Annotated in this window: 23 protein-coding genes; 8 read left to right on the forward strand and 15 right to left on the reverse strand. The window is 36.5% G+C overall.

Translation table 11 applies throughout. From position 1 onward, the window contains the following. Nucleotides 1–9: 9 nt before the first annotated feature. Together crcB and CA834_RS09960 are read right to left on the reverse strand one after the other, a co-directional pair. The gene (gene crcB, locus CA834_RS09955; protein ID WP_094968557.1) at nt 10–375 is read right to left on the reverse strand and encodes a fluoride efflux transporter CrcB; all 366 of its coding nucleotides are present in this window, start codon (nt 373–375) and stop codon (nt 10–12) included. Beyond that, nucleotides 376–1,398, reverse strand: coding sequence for an SRPBCC family protein (locus tag CA834_RS09960; RefSeq protein ID WP_094968558.1), 1,023 nt, complete (start codon nt 1,396–1,398; stop codon nt 376–378). A gap of 95 nt (nt 1,399–1,493) precedes the next feature. Here CA834_RS09960 and CA834_RS09965 point away from each other — a divergent pair, with 95 nt between their 5' ends. After that, nucleotides 1,494–3,533: a dipeptidyl-peptidase 3 family protein gene (locus tag CA834_RS09965; protein WP_094968559.1), complete on the forward strand. Its 2,040-nt coding sequence runs from the start codon at nt 1,494–1,496 to the stop codon at nt 3,531–3,533. A 138-nt stretch (nt 3,534–3,671) separates the two neighbouring features. On the opposite strand, the gene CA834_RS09970 is transcribed toward CA834_RS09965, so the two are convergent. Next, nucleotides 3,672–3,857, reverse strand: a complete 186-nt coding sequence (locus CA834_RS09970) for a hypothetical protein (protein WP_094968560.1) — start codon at nt 3,855–3,857, stop codon at nt 3,672–3,674. A gap of 52 nt (nt 3,858–3,909) precedes the next feature. On the opposite strand from CA834_RS09970, the gene CA834_RS09975 reads away from it, so the two are divergent. Next, on the forward strand, nt 3,910–4,299 hold the full coding sequence (locus CA834_RS09975; protein WP_094968561.1) for a pyrophosphohydrolase domain-containing protein: 390 nt from the start codon (nt 3,910–3,912) through the stop codon (nt 4,297–4,299). Nucleotides 4,300–4,336: 37 nt separating this feature from the next. On the opposite strand, the gene CA834_RS09980 is transcribed toward CA834_RS09975, so the two are convergent. Further along, nucleotides 4,337–5,410, reverse strand: coding sequence for a branched-chain amino acid aminotransferase (locus CA834_RS09980; protein ID WP_094968562.1), 1,074 nt, complete (start codon nt 5,408–5,410; stop codon nt 4,337–4,339). Nucleotides 5,411–5,526: 116 nt separating this feature from the next. Between CA834_RS09980 and CA834_RS09985 the strand changes: the two genes are divergently transcribed. The 4 genes from CA834_RS09985 (at nt 5,527) to CA834_RS10000 (ending at nt 8,237) form a co-directional block, all read left to right on the forward strand. Further along, nucleotides 5,527–6,030 (forward strand): DUF4920 domain-containing protein, encoded by a 504-nt coding sequence (locus tag CA834_RS09985; RefSeq protein WP_094968563.1) that lies wholly within the window; start codon nt 5,527–5,529, stop codon nt 6,028–6,030. A 100-nt stretch (nt 6,031–6,130) separates the two neighbouring features. After that, the gene (locus CA834_RS09990; protein ID WP_240507560.1) at nt 6,131–6,466 is read left to right on the forward strand and encodes a hypothetical protein; all 336 of its coding nucleotides are present in this window, start codon (nt 6,131–6,133) and stop codon (nt 6,464–6,466) included. After that, entirely contained in the window at nt 6,467–7,192 is a 726-nt protein-coding gene (gene mnmD / locus CA834_RS09995; RefSeq protein ID WP_094968565.1) for a tRNA (5-methylaminomethyl-2-thiouridine)(34)-methyltransferase MnmD, read from the forward strand. Nucleotides 7,193–7,322: 130 nt separating this feature from the next. Further along, nucleotides 7,323–8,237, forward strand: a complete 915-nt coding sequence (locus tag CA834_RS10000) for a TIGR01777 family oxidoreductase (protein WP_094968566.1) — start codon at nt 7,323–7,325, stop codon at nt 8,235–8,237. A 125-nt stretch (nt 8,238–8,362) separates the two neighbouring features. Here the strand turns inward: CA834_RS10000 and CA834_RS10005 are convergent, their stop codons facing one another. Both CA834_RS10005 and CA834_RS10010 read right to left on the reverse strand, forming a co-directional pair. After that, entirely contained in the window at nt 8,363–9,151 is a 789-nt protein-coding gene (locus CA834_RS10005) for an anti-sigma factor domain-containing protein (protein WP_094968567.1), read from the reverse strand. Continuing rightward, on the reverse strand, nt 9,151–9,705 hold the full coding sequence (locus tag CA834_RS10010) for an RNA polymerase sigma factor (RefSeq protein ID WP_094968774.1): 555 nt from the start codon (nt 9,703–9,705) through the stop codon (nt 9,151–9,153). The genes CA834_RS10005 and CA834_RS10010 overlap by 1 nt, the downstream gene beginning before the upstream one ends. 130 nt (nt 9,706–9,835) lie before the next feature. Between CA834_RS10010 and CA834_RS10015 the strand changes: the two genes are divergently transcribed. After that, on the forward strand, nt 9,836–10,348 hold the full coding sequence (locus CA834_RS10015; RefSeq protein ID WP_094968568.1) for a fasciclin domain-containing protein: 513 nt from the start codon (nt 9,836–9,838) through the stop codon (nt 10,346–10,348). A gap of 174 nt (nt 10,349–10,522) precedes the next feature. Here the strand turns inward: CA834_RS10015 and CA834_RS10020 are convergent, their stop codons facing one another. From CA834_RS10020 to CA834_RS10035, 4 genes are all read right to left on the reverse strand, one after another. Then, a complete protein-coding gene (locus CA834_RS10020) occupies nt 10,523–11,572 on the reverse strand; it encodes a proline iminopeptidase-family hydrolase (protein ID WP_094968569.1) in 1,050 nt (349 codons plus the stop codon). A gap of 47 nt (nt 11,573–11,619) precedes the next feature. Next, the gene (locus CA834_RS10025; RefSeq protein ID WP_094968570.1) at nt 11,620–12,012 is read right to left on the reverse strand and encodes a DUF302 domain-containing protein; all 393 of its coding nucleotides are present in this window, start codon (nt 12,010–12,012) and stop codon (nt 11,620–11,622) included. 271 nt (nt 12,013–12,283) lie between these two features. Then, nucleotides 12,284–12,907 (reverse strand): hypothetical protein, encoded by a 624-nt coding sequence (locus tag CA834_RS10030; protein WP_240507562.1) that lies wholly within the window; start codon nt 12,905–12,907, stop codon nt 12,284–12,286. Nucleotide 12,908: 1 nt separating this feature from the next. After that, a complete protein-coding gene (locus CA834_RS10035) occupies nt 12,909–13,163 on the reverse strand; it encodes a hypothetical protein (protein ID WP_094968572.1) in 255 nt (84 codons plus the stop codon). A 510-nt stretch (nt 13,164–13,673) separates the two neighbouring features. Between CA834_RS10035 and CA834_RS10040 the strand changes: the two genes are divergently transcribed. After that, the gene (locus tag CA834_RS10040) at nt 13,674–14,303 is read left to right on the forward strand and encodes a 2OG-Fe(II) oxygenase (RefSeq protein ID WP_240507566.1); all 630 of its coding nucleotides are present in this window, start codon (nt 13,674–13,676) and stop codon (nt 14,301–14,303) included. 426 nt (nt 14,304–14,729) lie between these two features. Here CA834_RS10040 and CA834_RS10045 read toward each other — a convergent pair whose 3' ends face one another. The 5 genes from CA834_RS10045 to CA834_RS10065 form a co-directional block, all read right to left on the reverse strand. Then, entirely contained in the window at nt 14,730–15,527 is a 798-nt protein-coding gene (locus tag CA834_RS10045) for a CDP-alcohol phosphatidyltransferase family protein (RefSeq protein WP_094968573.1), read from the reverse strand. A gap of 307 nt (nt 15,528–15,834) precedes the next feature. Next, nucleotides 15,835–16,863, reverse strand: a complete 1,029-nt coding sequence (locus tag CA834_RS10050; RefSeq protein WP_094968574.1) for a DUF6090 family protein — start codon at nt 16,861–16,863, stop codon at nt 15,835–15,837. 538 nt (nt 16,864–17,401) lie between these two features. Continuing rightward, a complete protein-coding gene (locus tag CA834_RS10055) occupies nt 17,402–17,944 on the reverse strand; it encodes a DUF4287 domain-containing protein (protein ID WP_094968575.1) in 543 nt (180 codons plus the stop codon). Between the two features lie 5 nt (nt 17,945–17,949). Further along, nucleotides 17,950–18,318 (reverse strand): VOC family protein, encoded by a 369-nt coding sequence (locus CA834_RS10060; protein WP_094968576.1) that lies wholly within the window; start codon nt 18,316–18,318, stop codon nt 17,950–17,952. Between the two features lie 244 nt (nt 18,319–18,562). Then, a complete protein-coding gene (locus tag CA834_RS10065; RefSeq protein WP_133085484.1) occupies nt 18,563–19,297 on the reverse strand; it encodes a DUF6090 family protein in 735 nt (244 codons plus the stop codon). Nucleotides 19,298–19,381: the final 84 nt, after the last annotated feature.

Here is a 19,381-nt window from a genome sequence, read left to right on the forward strand (position 1 = left end):
TGGATGAGCCTACTTTACTAAAAACATCCCAAAAAATACAGCCAAAAAACCTATTATAAAACTACTAATGGTATAGATGGCAAAGCTTGTGAAGTCACCAGATTTTAAAAAGACATGATTTTCGTAGGCAAAGGTTGAAAAAGTAGTGAAGCCACCACAAAAACCAGTTGCTAGGAAAAGGGTTTGGCTAGGAGAGAGGCTGTCCTGTTTGGCTGCCATTCCTAAGATGATGCCAATTAATAAGCTGCCTAAAATATTCGCCGCAAATGTGCCGTAGGGAATACCATCTGAAGTACTGTTGAGCCATTTTCCGATTATAAAACGTAAAACGCTTCCTATTCCACCACCAATAAAAACCAGTATAAGTTGTTTCATTTATTTTACTGCAACAAAAATTTCGGTTACCCAGTCTGCTGGGTTTGGTTTAAGTATTGGGTCGGTAACATATGTTTCTAACATAGGGCCTTTAGGGTCTATTTTCAAACTATTAGTTTCAATGTAAGCCATGGTTTTTTCCCATGCTTCCTTAAGATTATCGTAATTCCCTTTTAAAGTAGTTTTAACACCTTTAAAAGCGTTTAATTGTCCTGTAAGAATATCGGGATCGTCTGTGATTATTTTTGAATTGGTAGGGTAACAGGAAGAGAAAATGACGGCGTTATTTCCTTCATCCCATTTGTGATAGAGTACAAATGGTGCCCCAGACCGACTGATATTATGTGTTAATGCATAGCTGCCTACTTTCGCTAGCATATCTTTCATTTTGTTTTGGAATTCAGAAAATTTACATGATGTGGTGTTGAAAAGGTAAAAGCCTCCGCTATGCTGTGTTACACCATTAACATCTATGGAGTAGACTCTCATTTCTGCATTAACTAGACTGTCTAGTTTAAAGAGCCCACGTTCAAAATTAGGACCAGTTTCAGATTCGATAGAACCCATTACGACCGTAAACAGTTTAGTGAGGAAATCTTGTTTGCCATTCATTGACCAAGTAACCTTAGTCCCTTCTTCAGAACGTTCAAAGTCCCAATTAATATTGGATGTCGCCTCGTAAGGTGCCGTAAACTCTATTATTTGTGCAATACTTGTATTGTTTTTTACTTCTAAAGTTCGCATGGTCCCTTCTCCAAGAACTTCACCTTCCCATGAATACCAAGCACCTTCTCCCGAAGTTTTTTTGCCGTAAGTCAGAGTAGCTTCGGTATCTTGCTCAATCCATGGTGAAAAGCTCGGCCAGTTTTTAAAATCATTCACCTTATTAAAAAGCAAGGACTTTGGAGCCTTTATCATTCGGCTTCTGCTAAAACTATAATCATTAGGTTGCACTGCAACATAAATGGAGAAGCCAATGACTAGCACAAGTAATAGCAGTAAGATGTATTTAAAGGTTTTCATCAATTGATTAGAGTTAGTCCTTTACCAAAGATAACAATTTTATGATATGTGATATTAGTATTACATTTGTGGATAACTCAAAATCAACAATACGAATGAAATTAAAATCCCTAATGTACTACCTCTTTTTTGCGTTACTTTTTGTGGCGTGCAAAAACGAGGCAAATGTCCAAGTTGATGAAAAAGTAGCATCAACCACCCAAACAGAATTTAACTACAATGTTGAGCAATTTGCAGACATTAAAATACTGCGTTATCAAATCCCAGGTTGGGAAAACTTAAGTCTAAAGGAACAAAAATTAGTGTATTATTTGGTTGAAGCAGGACTGGCCGGTCGCGATATTATGTGGGACCAAAACTATCGTCATAACCTAAAGATTCGCAAGGCTCTCGAGTCTATTTATACCAATTATGATGGTGATAAAACCACTGACGATTGGAAGGCTTTTGAAGTATATCTAAAACGCGTATGGTTTAGCAATGGGATACACCACCATTATTCAAATGATAAGCTAAAACCCAATTTCTCTGAGGATTACCTCAATTCTCTTTTGGCTAATAGCAATACCACACTGGATGGTGAAGCATTTGATGTTATTTTCAATAATGAAGATGCAAAAAAAGTAAATCAAGCTAAAGGTGTTGATAATGTGGCTTTATCTGCTGTAAATTTCTATGGGCCAAATGTCACTACCGAGGACGTCATTAATTTTTATAAGAATAAAACATCTCCAAATCCAGAACGGCCATTATCCTTTGGATTAAATTCGCAATTGGTCAAGGAAAATGGTGAATTAAAAGAGCGTGTGTATAAGTCTGGAGGTCTTTATGGCAGTGCTATAGATGAAATTGTGAAATGGTTAGAGAAAGCCCAGGGTGTTGCTGAGAATAAGGCTCAAGGGGATGCTATTGGCTTATTGATTCAGTATTACAAAACTGGCGATTTACAAACGTGGGATGACTATAACGTTGCTTGGACTGCTGCTACAGCTGGTAATGTCGATTACATCAATAGTTTTATAGAGGTGTATAATGACCCTATAGGCTATAGAGGCTCCTACGAAACTATTGTTCAAATCAATGATTTTGATATGTCGCAAAAAATGAAGGTACTATCAGATAATGCACAATGGTTTGAGGATAATTCCCCATTAATTGAAACCCATAAAAAGAAAAATGTTGTTGGTGTCACCTATAAGGTCGTGAATGTTGCTGGTGAGGCTGGTGATGCTTCTCCTAGTACCCCAATTGGTGTTAATTTACCAAATGCCAATTGGATAAGAAAAGAAGTGGGCAGTAAGTCCGTATCCTTGGGCAATATTATCAATGCGTATAATAATGCCGGGAGCTCTGGTCGACTCAAGGAATTTGTCCACGATGATGAGGAATATCAACTTGAAAAAGAATATGGTCAGCTTGCAGATAAGCTCCATACGGCCTTACACGAGGTTATAGGGCACGCCTCAGGGCAGTTAAATCCTGGTGTTGGTGAAACTAAAGAAACCTTAAAGAATTATGCTTCAACCTTAGAGGAAGGCAGAGCTGATTTGGTGGGCTTATATTACCTCTACGATTCAAAATTACAGGATTTAGGCTTAGTCGTTGATTGGAAGAACGTTGGTATGGCGGCTTATGATGGGTATATTAGAAATGGCTTAATGACCCAATTAATTCGGTTGAATTTAGGGGATGATGTAGAGGAAGCTCACATGCGAAATAGACAGTGGGTTAGTGCTTGGGTATATGAAAAGGGTAAGGCCGATAATGTCATTGAAAAAGTAACACGGGATGGTAAGACCTACTTTAATATTAATGACTATGAAAAATTACACGACTTATTCGGGCAACTTTTAAGGGAAACTCAACGCATTAAATCTGAAGGCGATTATGAAGCTGTTGAAGCTCTGGTTGAAGGTTATGGAGTTAAGGTGGATCAAGACATACATGCCGAGGTTTTAGAGCGTAACAAGCAGTTTACGTCGGCGCCTTATAGTGGTTTTGTAAATCCGGTGCTTGTACCTGAGATGAATGATTCAGGAGAAATTACGGCGATTAAGGTTACCCAGCCAGAAGGCTTTCCGGAACAAATGCTAAACTATAGTGCTAAGTATAATCATTTGCCAGAAGTCAATTAGATTAAACTGAAAAAGAAAGAAAAAGCAACCTAAATGAGGTTGCTTTTTTATTTTAAGGCTTTTTAATACATTCGATGTAAACGGAAGTTATTATTCCCTGTAGAACGGGAGCTTTGATTTAAATATCGAAAATGTCTTTTACATAAATAAAAATTTAACCGTAGCAAGCATTGCAATAAACCCAATGAATGCAATCAATATCCAAACTGTGCCTTTATAATAGCGCTTATGAAGTTTTAAATCCTTGCGATATTGAATGGAAATAATAATGACGAAGGCTACAAAGAATAATAATGCAAAAATCAGTTGACCACTCGAAAACATTCTTTTAATTTTAGGCAAATTTAAGAATTAATCGTGTTAAAAAGTCAAAACCATGCAAGATAAGATCAATGCTGTCAAAACCTTTCATACAGCCTTTAAAATAGGTCATCGCGAAACACCAAAAGCCAATCTAGGTCTAGAGAAAAATATGCTGCGCTATAAACTGATGCGCGAAGAAAACGAGGAGTATCTTGAGGCTGCAAATGACAATGATTTGGTTGAGGTTGCAGATGCTCTTGGCGACATGCTCTATATCCTGTGCGGGACCATTATAGAACATGGACTACAATACAAAATAGAAGAAGTCTTCGAAGAAATACAGCGTAGCAATATGAGTAAGCTGGGTAATGATGGAGAACCTATATATAGGGAGGACGGCAAGGTATTGAAAGGCCCCAACTATTTTAAGCCCAACATTAAATCCATACTCGATAAGTCGTAGATTGTAATTATAAAATAAATGTGCCGGAAACCAGGCCTTATTTTACCTTATATCGCCAATGATGTGGGTCTTCAGATAGGTTATGCTGAATCTGTAAAAGTTTTTCCTTAAACAAGCTAGCATAAGAATCCTTTTCCATTTGCTCTATTTCAAAAACATCACCACCATGCTCAAAAGCTGACACTGGACTAATTACGGCAGCTGTTCCTGCACCAAATATTTCCTTTAAGCTTCCATCTTTGGCTGCAGATTTTATTTCCTCAACACTAACGCGACGTACTTCACAATCAATATTTAGGTCCTCAGCCAATTGTATAACGCTTTTACGGGTTACACCGTCCAATATTCTATCGTTATTAGGTGCTGTAACAAGTTTATCGTTAATTCTAAAGAAGATATTCATCGTTCCTGCTTCTTCGAGATATTGGTGGGTTGAGGCGTCGGTCCATATGATCTGTTGAAAGCCTTTCTTTTGGGCCAGGCTAGTAGGGTAAAACTGCGCTGCATAATTACCTGCTGCTTTTGCAAAACCAACACCGCCATCGGCAGAACGACTAAACTTTTCCGCAAAAAGAACACGTACAGGTTCGTTATAATAGGCTTTCGCTGGAGAGCAAATTATCATAAAACGATATTGATTGGCAGGAGAAGCAGAAATCGCCGGTTCTGTTGCAATGACAAATGGTCTTACGTATAGTGAATTGCCCACGCCTGGTTTAATCCAATCCTTATCTAATTTTAGTAGGGTTTGAAGGCCATCAAAAAAATACGACTCTGGAAATTCTGGAATGGCAAGACGGGCAGCTGACGTGTTTATCCTTTTAAAATTTTGGTCTGGCCTAAATAAAAAGATATCATCATTCTCATCCTTGTAAGCTTTCATTCCTTCAAAAACAGCCTGTCCATAATGAAATACCCTGGCAGATGGTTCAATGGTCATCGCTTGGTAAGGTATGATTTGTGGTGTTTGCCATTTACCATCTTTAAAATCACAAATAAACATATGGTCGGTAAAGACACGCCCAAAAATGAGATTACTAAAATCTACACTATTTATTTTAGACTGTTCGGATTTTACTACAACGATTTCGTTTGGGGTATCTTCTGTCATCAACTGTCGGAATTTAATTTGTGCAAAACTACAAAATCACAGGCGTTAAAAAAAAGTAATATTATCTTAATATTCCGTAAATTTGCAACACTAAAAATCAATTTAAATCTATAGAAATGAAGAAATTTTTTATGGTTTTCGTCTTGGGATTAGCCCTAATCTCTTGCAAAAACGAACAAAAAGGAACATCAGAAACAACAGAAGACATAAAACCGGAAATAGCCTATGCTTCCTTCGGTATGGACATAAATGATGCTGATGCTTTAAATGCAGAAGGTATGATGGAGCAGTACAAAGGGTTAAAAGTTGGCGATACGATTGATGCAAAAATGAGAGGAAAGATTAAGGAAGTATGTTCTGTGAAAGGATGTTGGATGACTCTTGATATGGGCGATGAGAAGCAGGTGATGGTTAAATTTAAGGACTACGGATTCTTTATGCCTTTAAATGCTGAAGGTGAGGTAGTGGTTAACGGTAAGGCCTTTATTACGGAAACACCGGTTGAAGAACTGAAACATTACGCTGAGGACGCTGGTAAGTCTTCAGAGGAAATAGCTGCAATTACAGAACCAAAATTGGAATATCGTTTTGAAGCCGATGGCGTTTTACTCAAACAGTAATGGGTTTATCTGCTTTTGTCTTCTAGTATTAAGTTTCTGGGGTTGCAAGGATAAGGTTGCCGAAAAGCAGGAGTCAGTAACAGAGGAAAAGTCGTACGTGATGTACCAGCCTTCTGAAATGGCTACTTTTATGAATGCTATGTATGCCTATAATCAAAAGGTAAAACAGCAGATTATAGCGGGGGAGACCCCTACACATTTACCTTTAGATTTAATGGAGTTGCACAGTGCCGAAATGACTGCCGGTAAAAGTAGAACACCTGTTTGGAATAGTTTTGTGAATGTATTTATTGATTCACAAAAAGCAGTACTGGATACTTTGTCGAATATTGAATTGAAAGAACGTTATAATTCAGCTATTACTAATTGCCTATCCTGTCATAAGACGGAGTGTGTAGGGCCTATTCCTAAAATCAAAAAATTACTGATTCAATAGTTGAAGCGTAGAATTATAACGACCTCGGATGGTTCAAAAACCATTCAAATTGAAGACTGGAATGAACAGTATCACTCCATTCACGGTGCTATCCAAGAGGCGGAGCATGTCTTTATAAAGCACGGATTGCATTTTTTTTGTAATGCTGGCAATTCTTCTTATGGTAGTCAAGACCACCAGAACGCTTTTGTAGAAGTTGTTGACCATAACAAATTATCTATACTTGAACTTGGGTTTGGTACGGGGTTAAATGCTTTTTTAACTTTGATTGAGGCTGAAAAATTAAAACAACCCATCCATTATATGGGTATTGAGGCCTATCCTGTTCGTAACGCCGAATTAGAGCAATTAAATTATGCCTCATTGATTTCTGCAAATCACGAAAGAATATTTCATGAGCTTCACAAGGTCCCTTGGGAGGAAAACCATCAAATTTCGTCGTATTTCCAATTAGCAAAACAGAAGAAATTGTTTAAGGACATTAAGACTAAGGACCAGTATGATATCATTTATTTCGATGCCTTTGGTCCTCGAGTACAACCCGAGTTATGGACGGAAGCTATGTTTAAGTTGATGTTTGATGTACTCAGGGAAAATGGTATTTTGGTTACCTATTCGGCAAAGGGCAGTGTGCGCCGGGCTATGCAATCCGTAGGGTTTGATGTGGAAAGGTTACCTGGTCCTCCAGGAAAACGCGAAATGCTAAGAGCTCACAAGGGTTCTTAACAGGCGATTAAACGCAGTGAGCCAATGTTTGCGTGCAGAAAAATTTCTTAGTTAAGACGTTGAGTTCTTAAAACGTTAAATCCAAACTAAAGTATTATACTTAGCCTGAAGCCTTTCTTATCTTTACATCATGGATAAACAGTGCGTTTTAATTACGGGTGCAACGGGTTTGATTGGGAAAGAGATTGTGAGGCAATGTCATGACAAAGGTATCATTGTCCACTATTTAACGACCTCCAAATCCAAACTGAATAATACTGAAAATTACAAAGGCTTTTATTGGGACCCAACCCATGGTGAAATCGATCACGAATGTTTTGTTGGCGTAGACACCGTTATTAATTTAGTTGGTGCGTCTATTTCCAAACGATGGACCAAAAGTTATAAAAAGGAAATTATAGAAAGTCGCACAAAAACAGCGGAGTTATTGCAACATGCAATTCGGTATAATGATTACAAAATCAAGCACATCATCTCGGCTAGTGCCATAGGGATATATCCATCAAGTTTAACCAATTATTACGACGAAGATTTCACAGCAGTATCTCCAACTTTTCTAGGTAAAGTTGTGCAAGAATGGGAAACAGCTGTCGATGGTTTTAAGTCCTTGGGTTGTAAAGTCGCTAAAATTAGAATAGGGTTGGTATTGGCAAAGGATGGCGGTGCTTTACCCGAGCTTGTAAAACCCATTAGATGGGGTGCAGGTGCTCCGTTTGGTAGTGGCGAACAATGGCAAAGCTGGATTCATGTCGAGGATCTGGCGGGGATATTCCTTCACGTATTTGATAACGGTTTAGAAGGTATTTATAATGGCGTTGCTCCAAATGCCGTAACTAATAAGGAACTCACTGAACTAACAGCTAACGTCCTACAAAAACCATTGATTTTACCTAATATTTCAAAATTTGTAATGAAGTTGGTCTTAGGTGAGATGCATATCCTTTTATTCGAGAGTCAGCGTGTAAGTTGTCAAAAAATTGAAAACACAGGATACAATTTTCAGTTTGCTAATTTAAGACCAGCTTTAGAAGATTTATTGTTATAAATGGCTCTTTTTTAGTTCGCCTAACTTTAGAGAGAGCCGGCCTTCAGGTTACTTCCCTATAAGCTAGCCGTAATAAATGGTGTTATGCCAATACAGAATGGGTGGCCACAATCGTTTGCCAGAGTTTATCTCAAAATTACGTTAGTAACTAAACGCTCAACAGTGGGATGGTCATTACCACCGGCAGGTTCAATCGTAACATTAAGCGATTCAGAATGATCAATATAATTCATAGCTATTAAGGGCTGGGTTTTATCTATAACACCCATGTTAATCATTTCACCTTCTACATCAGCCCACATCTGGTAGTCGTGTGCTTCATCAAGCTTCGGCAGGCGCTCTGTATTAATAACCACTGATTTGGTACTGCGGTTTACATAGCTTATGATTTTACCTTCTGGCATTAGAGCGTTACCCTCTAAAATGTACTGTTTGGTGTCTGGATGGGTTATGGCCGCATAGAGTTCTGTATTTTGAGTCAACTTACCTTTTAAATCCTCAACCGTACCATTAAGGTTTACATTTTCGGTTTCTATGCTTTGTACTTCACCCTTCAGTTTACTTAATTCCGAATACATCCAAAACGAACTCACAAGTAAAAGTGCAGCAAGGCTTGCAGCTATACCAAAGTAAAACTTAAAGTTGGTTCTGTTGGTCTGTGAATCAATTTGTGCAGTTTTGGAGCGTGAGGATTTGATTTTGTCCAGAAGATTGTTCTTTACCGCAGGTGGCGGGGAAATGGCATTATCCATTCCTAAACGTTCTAAATCTCTCTCTAAAGCATCAAAGACATCTCTCAATTTAGAATCGGCCCTTAAAATTTGCTCCACCTGATGACGCTTCTCAAGGCTGAGTTCGCCTAGTATATATTGTTCTAGTAGTCCTTTTTCTAATATCGTTTTCTTATCCATCATCACAGCACATACAGTATTAATAATAGCACATTCATAGCTTTCGCATAAGATGCCCTAAGTTGTTTAAGCGCTTGCCGCACGTAAGATTTAAATGTGCCTAGGGGTACATCCATTTCCTGATGTGCTTCCCTATGTGTCAACCCCCTAAAGTACACCAATTCAATAGCTTGACGATGATGCAGCTCAAGTTGGGTTATGGCTCCATTGAGCTCTAAAAATTTTGGATCAATACGTATGGCGTCTTCTTTATTCTTATATACACTTAAATCATCGCTTTGGATGAGCGGTTCATTTTTTCTTAGAATATTTAAGGTCTTATTCCGTGCGATGCGGAATACCCAAGTATAAAAGCGTCCTTTAGAAGAATCGTATTGTTCTGCCTTTTCCCAAACGGTCAAAAATGTTTCTTGAAGTATATCTTGGGCCTTACCTTCATCTTTGATCATTTTCAGAATAACACTGTAAATGGCGGCAGAATACTTATCGTATAGCCCGGACAATGCGCGCTCATCACCTTTTTTAAGTTGTTCTATCAGCGCCGTATCGTTTTCCATGAGTGTTAAAAATTTCCCAAAAATTGAAGATTGCTCATCCATAGCAAATGAGCGAGTGTAAATATAAATGAAAGCACTTCAAAAACGAAAAAAGTGCATTAAATAGTTTAACCAAAAATTTTAAAAAATTATGAAAAAGTTAGTTTTTATCTTAACAACTTTTGTAGCCCTAACCTTGACACAACAGGCGACAGCTCAAAAAACAATTGTGGATGTAGCAGTAAGTAACGAGAACTTTTCAACCTTAGTAACAGCTTTAAAGGCTGCTGATTTGGTCGGAGCTTTACAAGGTGATGGTCCTTTTACTGTGTTTGCACCAACAAATGCGGCTTTCGCTAAAATTGATAAAGAAGCTTTAGGAAATCTTTTAAAGCCAGAAAACAAAAAAGCATTAGCTAACGTATTAACATATCATGTTATTCCAGCCAAACTTATGGCGAGCGATGTTGTTGCGGCATTGAAGAAAGGCAATGGACAAGTAGAGGTAAAAGCCTTAAACGGTGGTGTTTTAACGGTGATGCAAAAAGATGGAAAAATATGGTTGAAAGACCAAAACGGTAATTACAGTGAAATCACAGCAACTGACGTAACAGGCAGTAACGGTGTAATTCATGTAATTGACACTGTAGTAATGCCTAAATAATAAGGTTTAGTGTATTAATAGTTTTCAGATTACTACAGTTAGCTATTAATCAATTGTGGTTGATGGTTAATGATTAATAGCGCCAGCGATTTAATGTTTAAATTGCTATGAAAGGAAAAGCACTTACAGCAATGTAAGTGCTTTTTTATTGTGAATAATCGAACTAATATAAACTTATTGAAAATCTCCAGAATCTACATCCTTAATAAAAGTTATCAATCCTGTAAAGAAGTTTTCTGGGTCGTCAAATTGAGAACAATGGCTTCCGTTAGTGATTACACTTCTGCCGTTTTGGACCTCTGTAGCCATCCATTCCATGTATTTTGGATCCATGGTATCGTACTTGCCTCCAAGCATTAAGGTTGGCACTTTAATTTCTTTTAGCCTATTGGATACATCCCAATTTTTCAGGGTCGCATTACCTGTCATCCCAAATTCACTATGACCTTGCATATATACATAAATATTTGGATTCAGGTGCTCAAACAATAAGTTTATTGACTTTGGCCATTTTTCTAGAGGCATTCTCAGAATATGCTTCGTATAATAATGAGTCATTAAAAGCTCGCTGTATCTTGGATTGTCAAAATCATTATTTGCCTCCATATCCATAATTTCCTTAAGAACCTCAGGGTCCATTTGCGGACCTAAGACCTCATTGGCGTATCTGGTATAAGCTGGGGCGCTTGCCATCATGTTGCAGATGATGAGTCCTTTTAGATTATCCTGATATTTTAAAGCATATTCCATAGCCAAAATACCGCCCCAGGATTGTCCGAGAAGATAAAAATTATCCTTGTTTAGGTTTAATGCCTTACGCACTTGCTCAACTTCCTCTACATAGTGTTCGGTGGTCCAAAGGGTAGAATCGTTGGGTTTGTCGCTGTAATAAGAATCGAGTTGGTCGTAATAAATATATTCGATTTCTTCATTGGGCAGATAGCCTTCAAAATTGCCAAATTCCTCATGAGTGCCTCCGGGCCCACCATGAAGCAACAATACACGCATTTTGGGATTGTTGCCCATGCGTTTTGTATACACATTGAATGTCCCTTTGGGCGTTTCGATAGGAATCATTTTAATACCACCCGTAACTTGGTCATCGCTGTTAGAGTAATCGAAGTAAGCGCTTTCTTTTACATTAGTGTTATTCTCTTTTTGATTAGATGTACAGCTCATAGCTGTTAGCACTATGATGAGTGTTAATGCTGTTAAATGTTTCATGGTTGTTTATTAGAGTTAGTGTTGATTATTAAGTGTACCAAAGGGGTTTAATTAAGGCTGTTGACTACCTTAATGAGCTTTTGTTGAACTTCTGATGCAAGATTTCCTAAGTTCTTATTTTCAACTGTACCCATGGAAGCAATTGGGTCTACGGCAGAAACTTCAATATCTCCATTTTCATGCTGTTCCACAATAACATTGCACGGTAATAAAACGCCTATTTTATCTTCACTTTGCAATGCTTTATGGGCAAAGTGTGGGTTGCAAGCCCCTAAAATCCGATACTTTTTAAAATCAACATCTATTTTATCTTTTAATGTCTTTTTAACATCGATTTCAGTGAGCACACCGAAGCCTTCTTTTTTTAATTCAGCTGTGACTTGGTCAATGGCTTCATCGAAGCTTTTACCTTTTAATACCTTGTTAAAATAATAGCTCATAATTTAGTTTTAAAGTTATCTGTAATGCGATAGAACACTAGAGCAAAATAGAGGTTTGCCAAGTGTATTAAAGATAACAAATATTTAGGACAATGATTTTTTTAAACCAATTAATCTGCGCCTAGGCACGGAACAACATGGTATAAACGATTAGACTTTTACTTATCAAAATATAGGAATAAGTAGCGCTTAAGCCGATACTCTGATTTTGAAGGGTAGTGGGTAGGCTTGCGCTAGCAATTAAATATTATGCTTCTGTGTATGCGTTTTTCTATAGATCAATCATAAATATTACGCCAAGTGAATTTAAGTTTTTCATTTTTTGCTTGTCGTTTATGCCTTGATTATTATTTGATTCAAACTTGCTAAAATCAGATTGCCCAATATAATTGATTCCCGCACTAAAATCATCAAACAATTTGAATACAAAACCGACGCCTATTTGGAATCCAAAATTCCAACCGTCATAGGCGTTTTTTTGGGTAATGTTAATATATCTGTAGTCGTCTTTGATAATAGTTTGCCCATAAAGACCAAAATTTGCAAAAAACCTCAAATGTTCAGACACTTTTGAGTCCATTGTTAATAATAATGGAATTTTAATTAAAGTTCTTTCCTGATAAAAATTGCCAATAGAATTAAATCCATTTCCAGACAACTCATTAAGTCCAATTCCAGTCGCAATTCCGTAAACTTTACTTATTTTATAATTCAATAAAAATTCAGCATTATTTGTGTTCAAGTTATAATTAGGTTCGTTATCATTTTCCACAATGCCGTAACCTATACCACCATAGCCGATGAGATTAAACTTTGATTCTTTTTCTTCTTGAGCTTGTATCATATTATAAGTCACAAAGAAGATAAGTAGTAATATATAGTTCGGCTTTTTCATTTCATTTATTTTTTTTGTATTTCTTATGTTCAATTTTTTTCTTTTCCAAAATGGCATAAAATTTCCGTGGTGATATTTTTAGGTCTTTAGTTATATCGCTCACTTTTTTCTTTCCCTTTTTATAGAGCTTTAAATTTTCATTTACTTTTTTATTGAAGTAATGATTTTCTAATTTCTGAACGATTTGCATTTCGGTCAGACTTGATTTACCCGCATAATTTTCAATTTCTGTTTTAATCTTTGATAAATTACTCATAAGTCTCGTTTTTAACATTTTTGCCTCAATGAATGCCAGCGTTTTTGCTATAGGTTATACCGTCAGTTCGCTACTTTATTCATCTTGAGTCATTGTGAAATGGTTTTGTGGACCAATTTAGCTAACGTGCCCATTCGAAGTTGGGCCAATGCTAGCTAAACCAAAGATAACAAATATAAAAGGAATTTCCGAGAGGAAATTCCTCCACAATGTATTATAGCCATTGTAACCAATACTTATTTTTATTTGAAATCCAGGAATCCAAAAACGTATTCCGTTCAAATTGGTCATAATTTATCCATAAGCCCCGACCGTCTGACGCTATACTTCATTAAAGCTCAAATTCTAAATTCGATAGAAACGGTACGATAATCGCGCGAGCAAAATTCATGAATTCAGATAGAACATAAACATCACAAGAATTAAGTTGCTTTCTGGACTCGTTGGGGGCAGTTATTTTCAAATTTTCTATTAGGAAATGAATTATATTTACCAACTTTTTTGAATTAATTGGAAAATTGCCACAAGCTAGAGGATTGGCTTTCCTGGATGGATGAGCTTTCCTTAAATGATTTCGTTATCGTAGATGAATTTTTGGATGAGCATAGATTGAATGTGATTCAGTCTTTTTTTGAATCTCATCTTGAAGGATTTACAAAGGCTGGAATAGGAGCATTGGGCGACCATGTTATTCGCAGAGACATACGCGGCGACTATACGTTTTGGCTAGACAGAAAAAGAGATTCAGAGTTGAACGAAATTTGGTGTTTGATTGATGAAACCTTGTACGTGTACAATCGCTATTGTTTTCTTGGATTATCTGGTTATGAATTCCATTTAGCACATTATCCAAGAGGTGGGCATTATGACAAACACTTAGATCAATTTAATAATAGAAATAATCGTACCATAAGTATGGTTATTTACTTGAATAAAGACTGGAAAAAAGGGGATGGCGGTGAGTTGGAGATTTTCTTGAAAGATGGCTCATCCGTCCTGGTGGAACCCATTGAAGCAAGATGTGTCATGTTTAAGAGTGCGAGCGTTCCACATGCTGTGTTGGCATCTAATAAACCACGATTTAGCCTAACAGGTTGGTTGCTACAACAACCATCTGCACTAGGTCAGTTTTTTGGTTAGGCCTTGTTTAGAAATTATTACACCCATCAGTTTCTGCAATGACTTCGTTGAGTGGTTAATCACCTAATTTAGCAAACCTGCCTGCCGGGAGGCAGGTACAAATCCCATAGATGCGAGCGCAGGGGAACCTGTCCGTCCGCAGTTGGGCTGTCACTGGCTAAACCAAAGGTAGCAAATACATAGAGAATTTCCGAGAGGAAATTCTGCCACAATCGATTATAGCTATTGTTTTACAAACTACGGTTATTTCCATTTTTAAATGCCGGAATTGTTGTTTTGTCAATTACTTATTTTCAAATTTTGTCAGTCAAAATCAGTTCGGTTCCAGTTCTAGTAGCATTACCGATTTGTCGACATGGATGGCACATAACAATTGTTAAACCATTATTTTTTTCTGCATCTCCGACTCTCAAATCATTGCTTAAATCAGTTGTATATTTTTTCATTTCCCTTTAGGTCTTGAAAGAAAAACTTTCTGATACCGATAAAAACAAAAATCATAACTGAATAAACTGAAAAGAAAGGTAGAATAAAGGCTTTTAAGTCTAATACAAGCATAACTGCAATTACCAGCAATTGAAAACCCAAACCAAACGTAGAAACACTTGTCATCAACCAATTTGGTAAAACTATACCTTTAGGAGCATTGCTATCGAAGGCATAAATGGTCTTGTCAAAAGCACCGTAACATAGTTTGTACAAACCAAAAAGAATATTAACATGCTTTTGTTTTTCACCTTCTAGCGCTATTGGTGTTTTGTTTTCAAACACACGACTAGTAGTGTCTCCAGAAACATTCGTTCTTAAAATAACATAGTAGTAATTGTATAGTGTGCCCTGTAGTTGCAAGCCTATGAACGCTAGAAGGTATAACCATAAAGAAGTGTCGGTAATATACCATAAGGAAAAAAGAAATAGAGCGTTCAATATAATATCTGCTACAGAATCTAAATAACGACCCGTATAAGATGGTTTTTGTTTCACACGGGCCAATTCACCATCTGCTGCATCTAAAATGGACTTTAATAGTAAAAAGAATGCAGCTAGCCAGAAATACCCTTGAATAATACAATAAATGGCAATGAGACCAGATATTATAAATGCAATAGTAACGTGAATTGGTGTGAAAGAAGTATTTTTTAATTGGTTCGCTATGACTTTTGCTATAGGTCTTCCATAATCTGAAAGATCAACAAATTTATATTTTTTAGGTAATTTGGACATGTATTATTTAGTGCAAACCGTAAAGTGGAATATACCAAGGTCAAAAGCGGTAAAGATACTGTTAAACTAGGTCTTATGGATACCTTTGAAGTGAATATATTGAAAAAGAAGTATTCAACTATATGACTTTAATATTGATCAAGGGTTTTGACCAATACAACGCCCTCGACTATGTGAAGTTGCAGGTTCCGGCACTAGACCTTGCAAGCCTGCCTGCCTGCCGGCAGGTACACACCAAGTTAATTTCTCGTGGAATTCCCTAAGTAGGGGGGGACAGCGCCATTAATTTTACTCGTTTCTGCTTAGGTTAGTTTTCAACCTTTTCATATTCTATTGGATCTCTGTCAATAAATTGGGTTAAAACTTTGTTTGTACCATTATCATCACTTCTAAACTCTAGGGTTTGACTCCAGTAAATAGCGTAGAAAAGAGAACTATTCAATTGTACGAGTCGCGATTTTGCTCCGCCCCACCCAGTAACATATAGAGATTCATTGGCATAACTAATTTCTATGGGTTCAACAGCTTTATTGGTGTAGCTTCCAATGTATTTGCTGTATAATTCTTTTTCGGGTGTGAGTTCATTAAAATTAAACTGATATAAAACCTTATTTAAAGATTTGAGCAGGTTCTTATGGTATATGACTCTACCGGTTTCCCGTTTCGTTTTTTGAATCAAAAAAGCTAAAAATGATTCATTTTCATAAAGATTCTTAACTGCTATTTCTTTTTCTTTTAAAGTGTATTTCTTTTTAAGAGCAATAGATCTCCTCATGCCATCATCGCTTAAAGGTGGAAAAAAATCTTTTGAAGCGGTCATCATTAAATTTAAAAGATTATCAGATTTAGCTTCATCTTCAAAACCAGCTTGGTATTGCGAAGAGAAGTTTGCTAAAGCTTTGAGCAATTCTTTATTTTTAATGATAGAGGTTTTTCCTGAACCTATAATTGCGTTGTAACTTCCCGTAACCGCTACCGCTCGATGGTCTGAAAAGGCACCCCTGCGAATATATTCTCTAATAATATCTGGATGAATTGAATAATCTTGAGCTTCTATAGCGTCAATTAAATCTCGAGAACCCAATATAGACCGTTCCTGATTCTTTATAGTTTCAAGAAAATTTAAACGTGTGGCTATAAAATCCTCTTTAATGTCTGAAAGAATTATAGCTTCTTGGTCTTTCTCTTTTCTTAATTCATTACTGTTGTTAATTTGTAAAGCAATTAATATTCCAATAACTACGAGAATAATCTCACCTATAGCATATTTAAAATACTTTGCAGTTTTGTTTTTCTCCATGAGGTCATATCTGATTTTTCGAAAGAATTTTATCATTTTCTGATGCTTAAAGTACAGTTTGTCTGCACAGCAAAGGTCTACCAGACCTTTGATTTTGCAAAGGCAAAATTATACTAGGATAGTAAAACACTTTATCATAAATCTAATTTAAGCATTTATTATGTCCGCAAGTGGCTATCTCCCTTAAATGTCCACGGGACATTTGATTTACTATGTAAATATTGGCTCGATAATATCATTGGTTAGCTGTTAAGTGACATTAACTGAAACGATCTGCTAAACGCAATCGCGTATCTTGTATCAAAAGTCACTAAATTCTGAAGCAATAATTGGAGAAATAATCTTGGTCCTTATTTGGAATTCTTGATGGTCAAGCAGCCTCGCACGCCGAGATGTAAATTATAGTGACGTCATGCAGATTAAAGCTAGCTTTTGTCAACCGGAGCACAGCGAACGGATAAATTCCTATTTATAAAATGGCTATTTTTATGAATATTGTGAGCTATAACTTTTAGTATTTGAATCGTGATATCCCGTAGGCTACTATGATGTTGAATCTATTGGTGTCGTCGGTTTATTGTGATTTCTCGTATGCTTCTCTCATCCAACTTTTCAATTCATCATCAATTTCGGATGCATCAGTCAATCTTACCCTATGCGTACACATTGTGCCAAAAGGGCCAGAGTTTTCAAGTCTATTGGTAATCGGTTTGTCTTTTAATTTAAGGCCTAAGTCTATTCTTGTTTTGGTAGCAGGTTTAATCAATACAAATTGTCGATTACGAATAATGCTCACACTCCCTTTTTTAGGCGTTATTGTAACATCAGAACCTAAAGATTGAATATACTTGATCAGTTCCTTGTAGATAGGAATTAACGCTTCTTTTCCTTTGTACTGAGATTCTACAAGGTCGTCTGATGTTTTATCATCTTCCTTCGATAGTACTACAATTGTATTCGCAAACCCGTGTGTAACGTTATGTTCTGACTTAAGATAGTTAACGCTTTCCGAATGTTTAGTGAAAGACTTTGTGTCTAATATTTTTTTCCATTCCTCTAATGATTTACCTGTTTTTTCAGGCATATTTTCAATCATCGTTTTTAGTGCCTTGTCCATACGTTTTAGTGTGCATTATTATCATCTTGCCAAAGTCCATGAATATTCCCATCTGGGTCTTTAAAAAAAGACAACCAACCAGATTTTGGAATAGGAGTTTTGGGAACAACAATGGTACCTCCCGAATTCTCTATGGCTTCCATACTTTTATCTATGTCTTCAACTGAAATAGAATTTGTGATTGGCTGATTGGGGTCTCTTTTCTTCATTATAGCTCCATTAATCCCAGGTGTGCTGTCATCTCCCGTATGCGTAAACCAATAATCTTGATCGCCAAACTTTTTAAAGGACCAGTTGAATACAGTTTTGAAAAATGCCATGGTTTTTTCAGGGTCATCGCATGGAATTTCAAAATGAGTTACTCTATTATCCATAATTAGTTCTGTTCAATTACTTGCATCAGGTTGTTTTAATTCTCTTTAGCCTGTTTGTTAACGATTTAGTTGCGTATTTCTGAATCTAATTTAACGAATACAAATTAAATGGACATAAGCAAACCTGTTTGTGGTAAGGTGGGTAGATTTCAACAATTCTCGTATTCCTATCCGAGTTTGTCGAAGTGATGCCAGTAACGGAGCCATCAAATCTACGCACTATTTAGCTTTAGATATTTCTGAGTTAACCATGAACCTCGGCTTTATACTTTTCTAAGTTTTGAATTAAACTGGAACATCTTTTTCTTAAATCATTTATAGCGTCCATCCGTGCAAAAGTGAAATTGGCTCTAATACCATTTATAAATTCATTGTCCTCAAGTGCTACATAAATTTCGTCTTTGGTCGGTTCTAATACATTTCTAAAATAAGTTCCTGCAAGGTTAACTAATTTTACATTTGCACTATTGAACATATCTTCTGAAAATACCTCGTAGGAATATGTATTATAAAGTGAAACTATTTGTCGCCTCAAATTAATATCTCTTATAATATTTAGTTTTCCACTGTTTTTTAATTCTTCAATGGTAATGCTTGTCGGTGTAAATCTATTTCTAACGGCCCATTGAATTGTGAAGTGATAATCAATAGAATCGATATCTACTTTATGTCCGTCAAGTAGAGGTTCTATTTTTGTTTTAGATGCTGATTTAGATTCCAAAAAAATATTAATTTGGTTGAGCATAATAGCATCATTTTTTAAGTCCTGAATTAAATCGTTTAAATATCTTTTTTCCGACAGAATATTTTTTCTATTTTCATTCCAGTCACTAATTGAGAGGGCTATCAAAATCCCGATAACCACTAGAATAATTTCTCCGACTGCGTATTTCAGATACCTTCCTGTCTGGTGGGCAGGCTTTCCTGTTTTATTTTTCCCTATAAGGTCGTAACGTATTTTTCGAAAGAATTTTATCATATTTCTAGTTTTAATGGCCAACGCGGTAAGCTGGCCCTATCACTAAAACAGTCCGCTGGACTGTTTCTAAACGTTCGGTCCTGT

This window comes from Winogradskyella aurantia, from assembly GCF_002266855.1.
Taxonomy (GTDB): Bacteria; Bacteroidota; Bacteroidia; order Flavobacteriales; family Flavobacteriaceae; genus Winogradskyella; species Winogradskyella aurantia.

Coding starts and splice junctions, on each gene's coding strand:
- CA834_RS10030 (WP_240507562.1), bottom strand. CDS start 12,907: ATGAAAAAGCCGAACTATATATTACTACTTATCTTCTTTGTGACTTAT.
- CA834_RS10035 (WP_094968572.1), bottom strand. CDS start 13,163: ATGAGTAATTTATCAAAGATTAAAACAGAAATTGAAAATTATGCGGGT.
- CA834_RS09970 (WP_094968560.1), bottom strand. CDS start 3,857: ATGTTTTCGAGTGGTCAACTGATTTTTGCATTATTATTCTTTGTAGCC.
- CA834_RS10025 (WP_094968570.1), bottom strand. CDS start 12,012: ATGAGCTATTATTTTAACAAGGTATTAAAAGGTAAAAGCTTCGATGAA.
- CA834_RS09965 (WP_094968559.1), top strand. CDS start 1,494: ATGAAATTAAAATCCCTAATGTACTACCTCTTTTTTGCGTTACTTTTT.
- CA834_RS09960 (WP_094968558.1), bottom strand. CDS start 1,398: ATGAAAACCTTTAAATACATCTTACTGCTATTACTTGTGCTAGTCATT.
- CA834_RS09975 (WP_094968561.1), top strand. CDS start 3,910: ATGCAAGATAAGATCAATGCTGTCAAAACCTTTCATACAGCCTTTAAA.
- crcB (WP_094968557.1), bottom strand. CDS start 375: ATGAAACAACTTATACTGGTTTTTATTGGTGGTGGAATAGGAAGCGTT.
- CA834_RS10055 (WP_094968575.1), bottom strand. CDS start 17,944: ATGGACAAGGCACTAAAAACGATGATTGAAAATATGCCTGAAAAAACA.
- CA834_RS10010 (WP_094968774.1), bottom strand. CDS start 9,705: ATGGAAAACGATACGGCGCTGATAGAACAACTTAAAAAAGGTGATGAG.
- CA834_RS10045 (WP_094968573.1), bottom strand. CDS start 15,527: ATGTCCAAATTACCTAAAAAATATAAATTTGTTGATCTTTCAGATTAT.
- CA834_RS10015 (WP_094968568.1), top strand. CDS start 9,836: ATGAAAAAGTTAGTTTTTATCTTAACAACTTTTGTAGCCCTAACCTTG.
- CA834_RS10020 (WP_094968569.1), bottom strand. CDS start 11,572: ATGAAACATTTAACAGCATTAACACTCATCATAGTGCTAACAGCTATG.
- CA834_RS10050 (WP_094968574.1), bottom strand. CDS start 16,863: ATGATAAAATTCTTTCGAAAAATCAGATATGACCTCATGGAGAAAAAC.
- CA834_RS09990 (WP_240507560.1), top strand. CDS start 6,131: ATGTACCAGCCTTCTGAAATGGCTACTTTTATGAATGCTATGTATGCC.
- CA834_RS10005 (WP_094968567.1), bottom strand. CDS start 9,151: ATGATGGATAAGAAAACGATATTAGAAAAAGGACTACTAGAACAATAT.
- CA834_RS09980 (WP_094968562.1), bottom strand. CDS start 5,410: ATGACAGAAGATACCCCAAACGAAATCGTTGTAGTAAAATCCGAACAG.
- CA834_RS10060 (WP_094968576.1), bottom strand. CDS start 18,318: ATGGATAATAGAGTAACTCATTTTGAAATTCCATGCGATGACCCTGAA.
- CA834_RS09985 (WP_094968563.1), top strand. CDS start 5,527: ATGAAGAAATTTTTTATGGTTTTCGTCTTGGGATTAGCCCTAATCTCT.
- CA834_RS10065 (WP_133085484.1), bottom strand. CDS start 19,297: ATGATAAAATTCTTTCGAAAAATACGTTACGACCTTATAGGGAAAAAT.
- CA834_RS10000 (WP_094968566.1), top strand. CDS start 7,323: ATGGATAAACAGTGCGTTTTAATTACGGGTGCAACGGGTTTGATTGGG.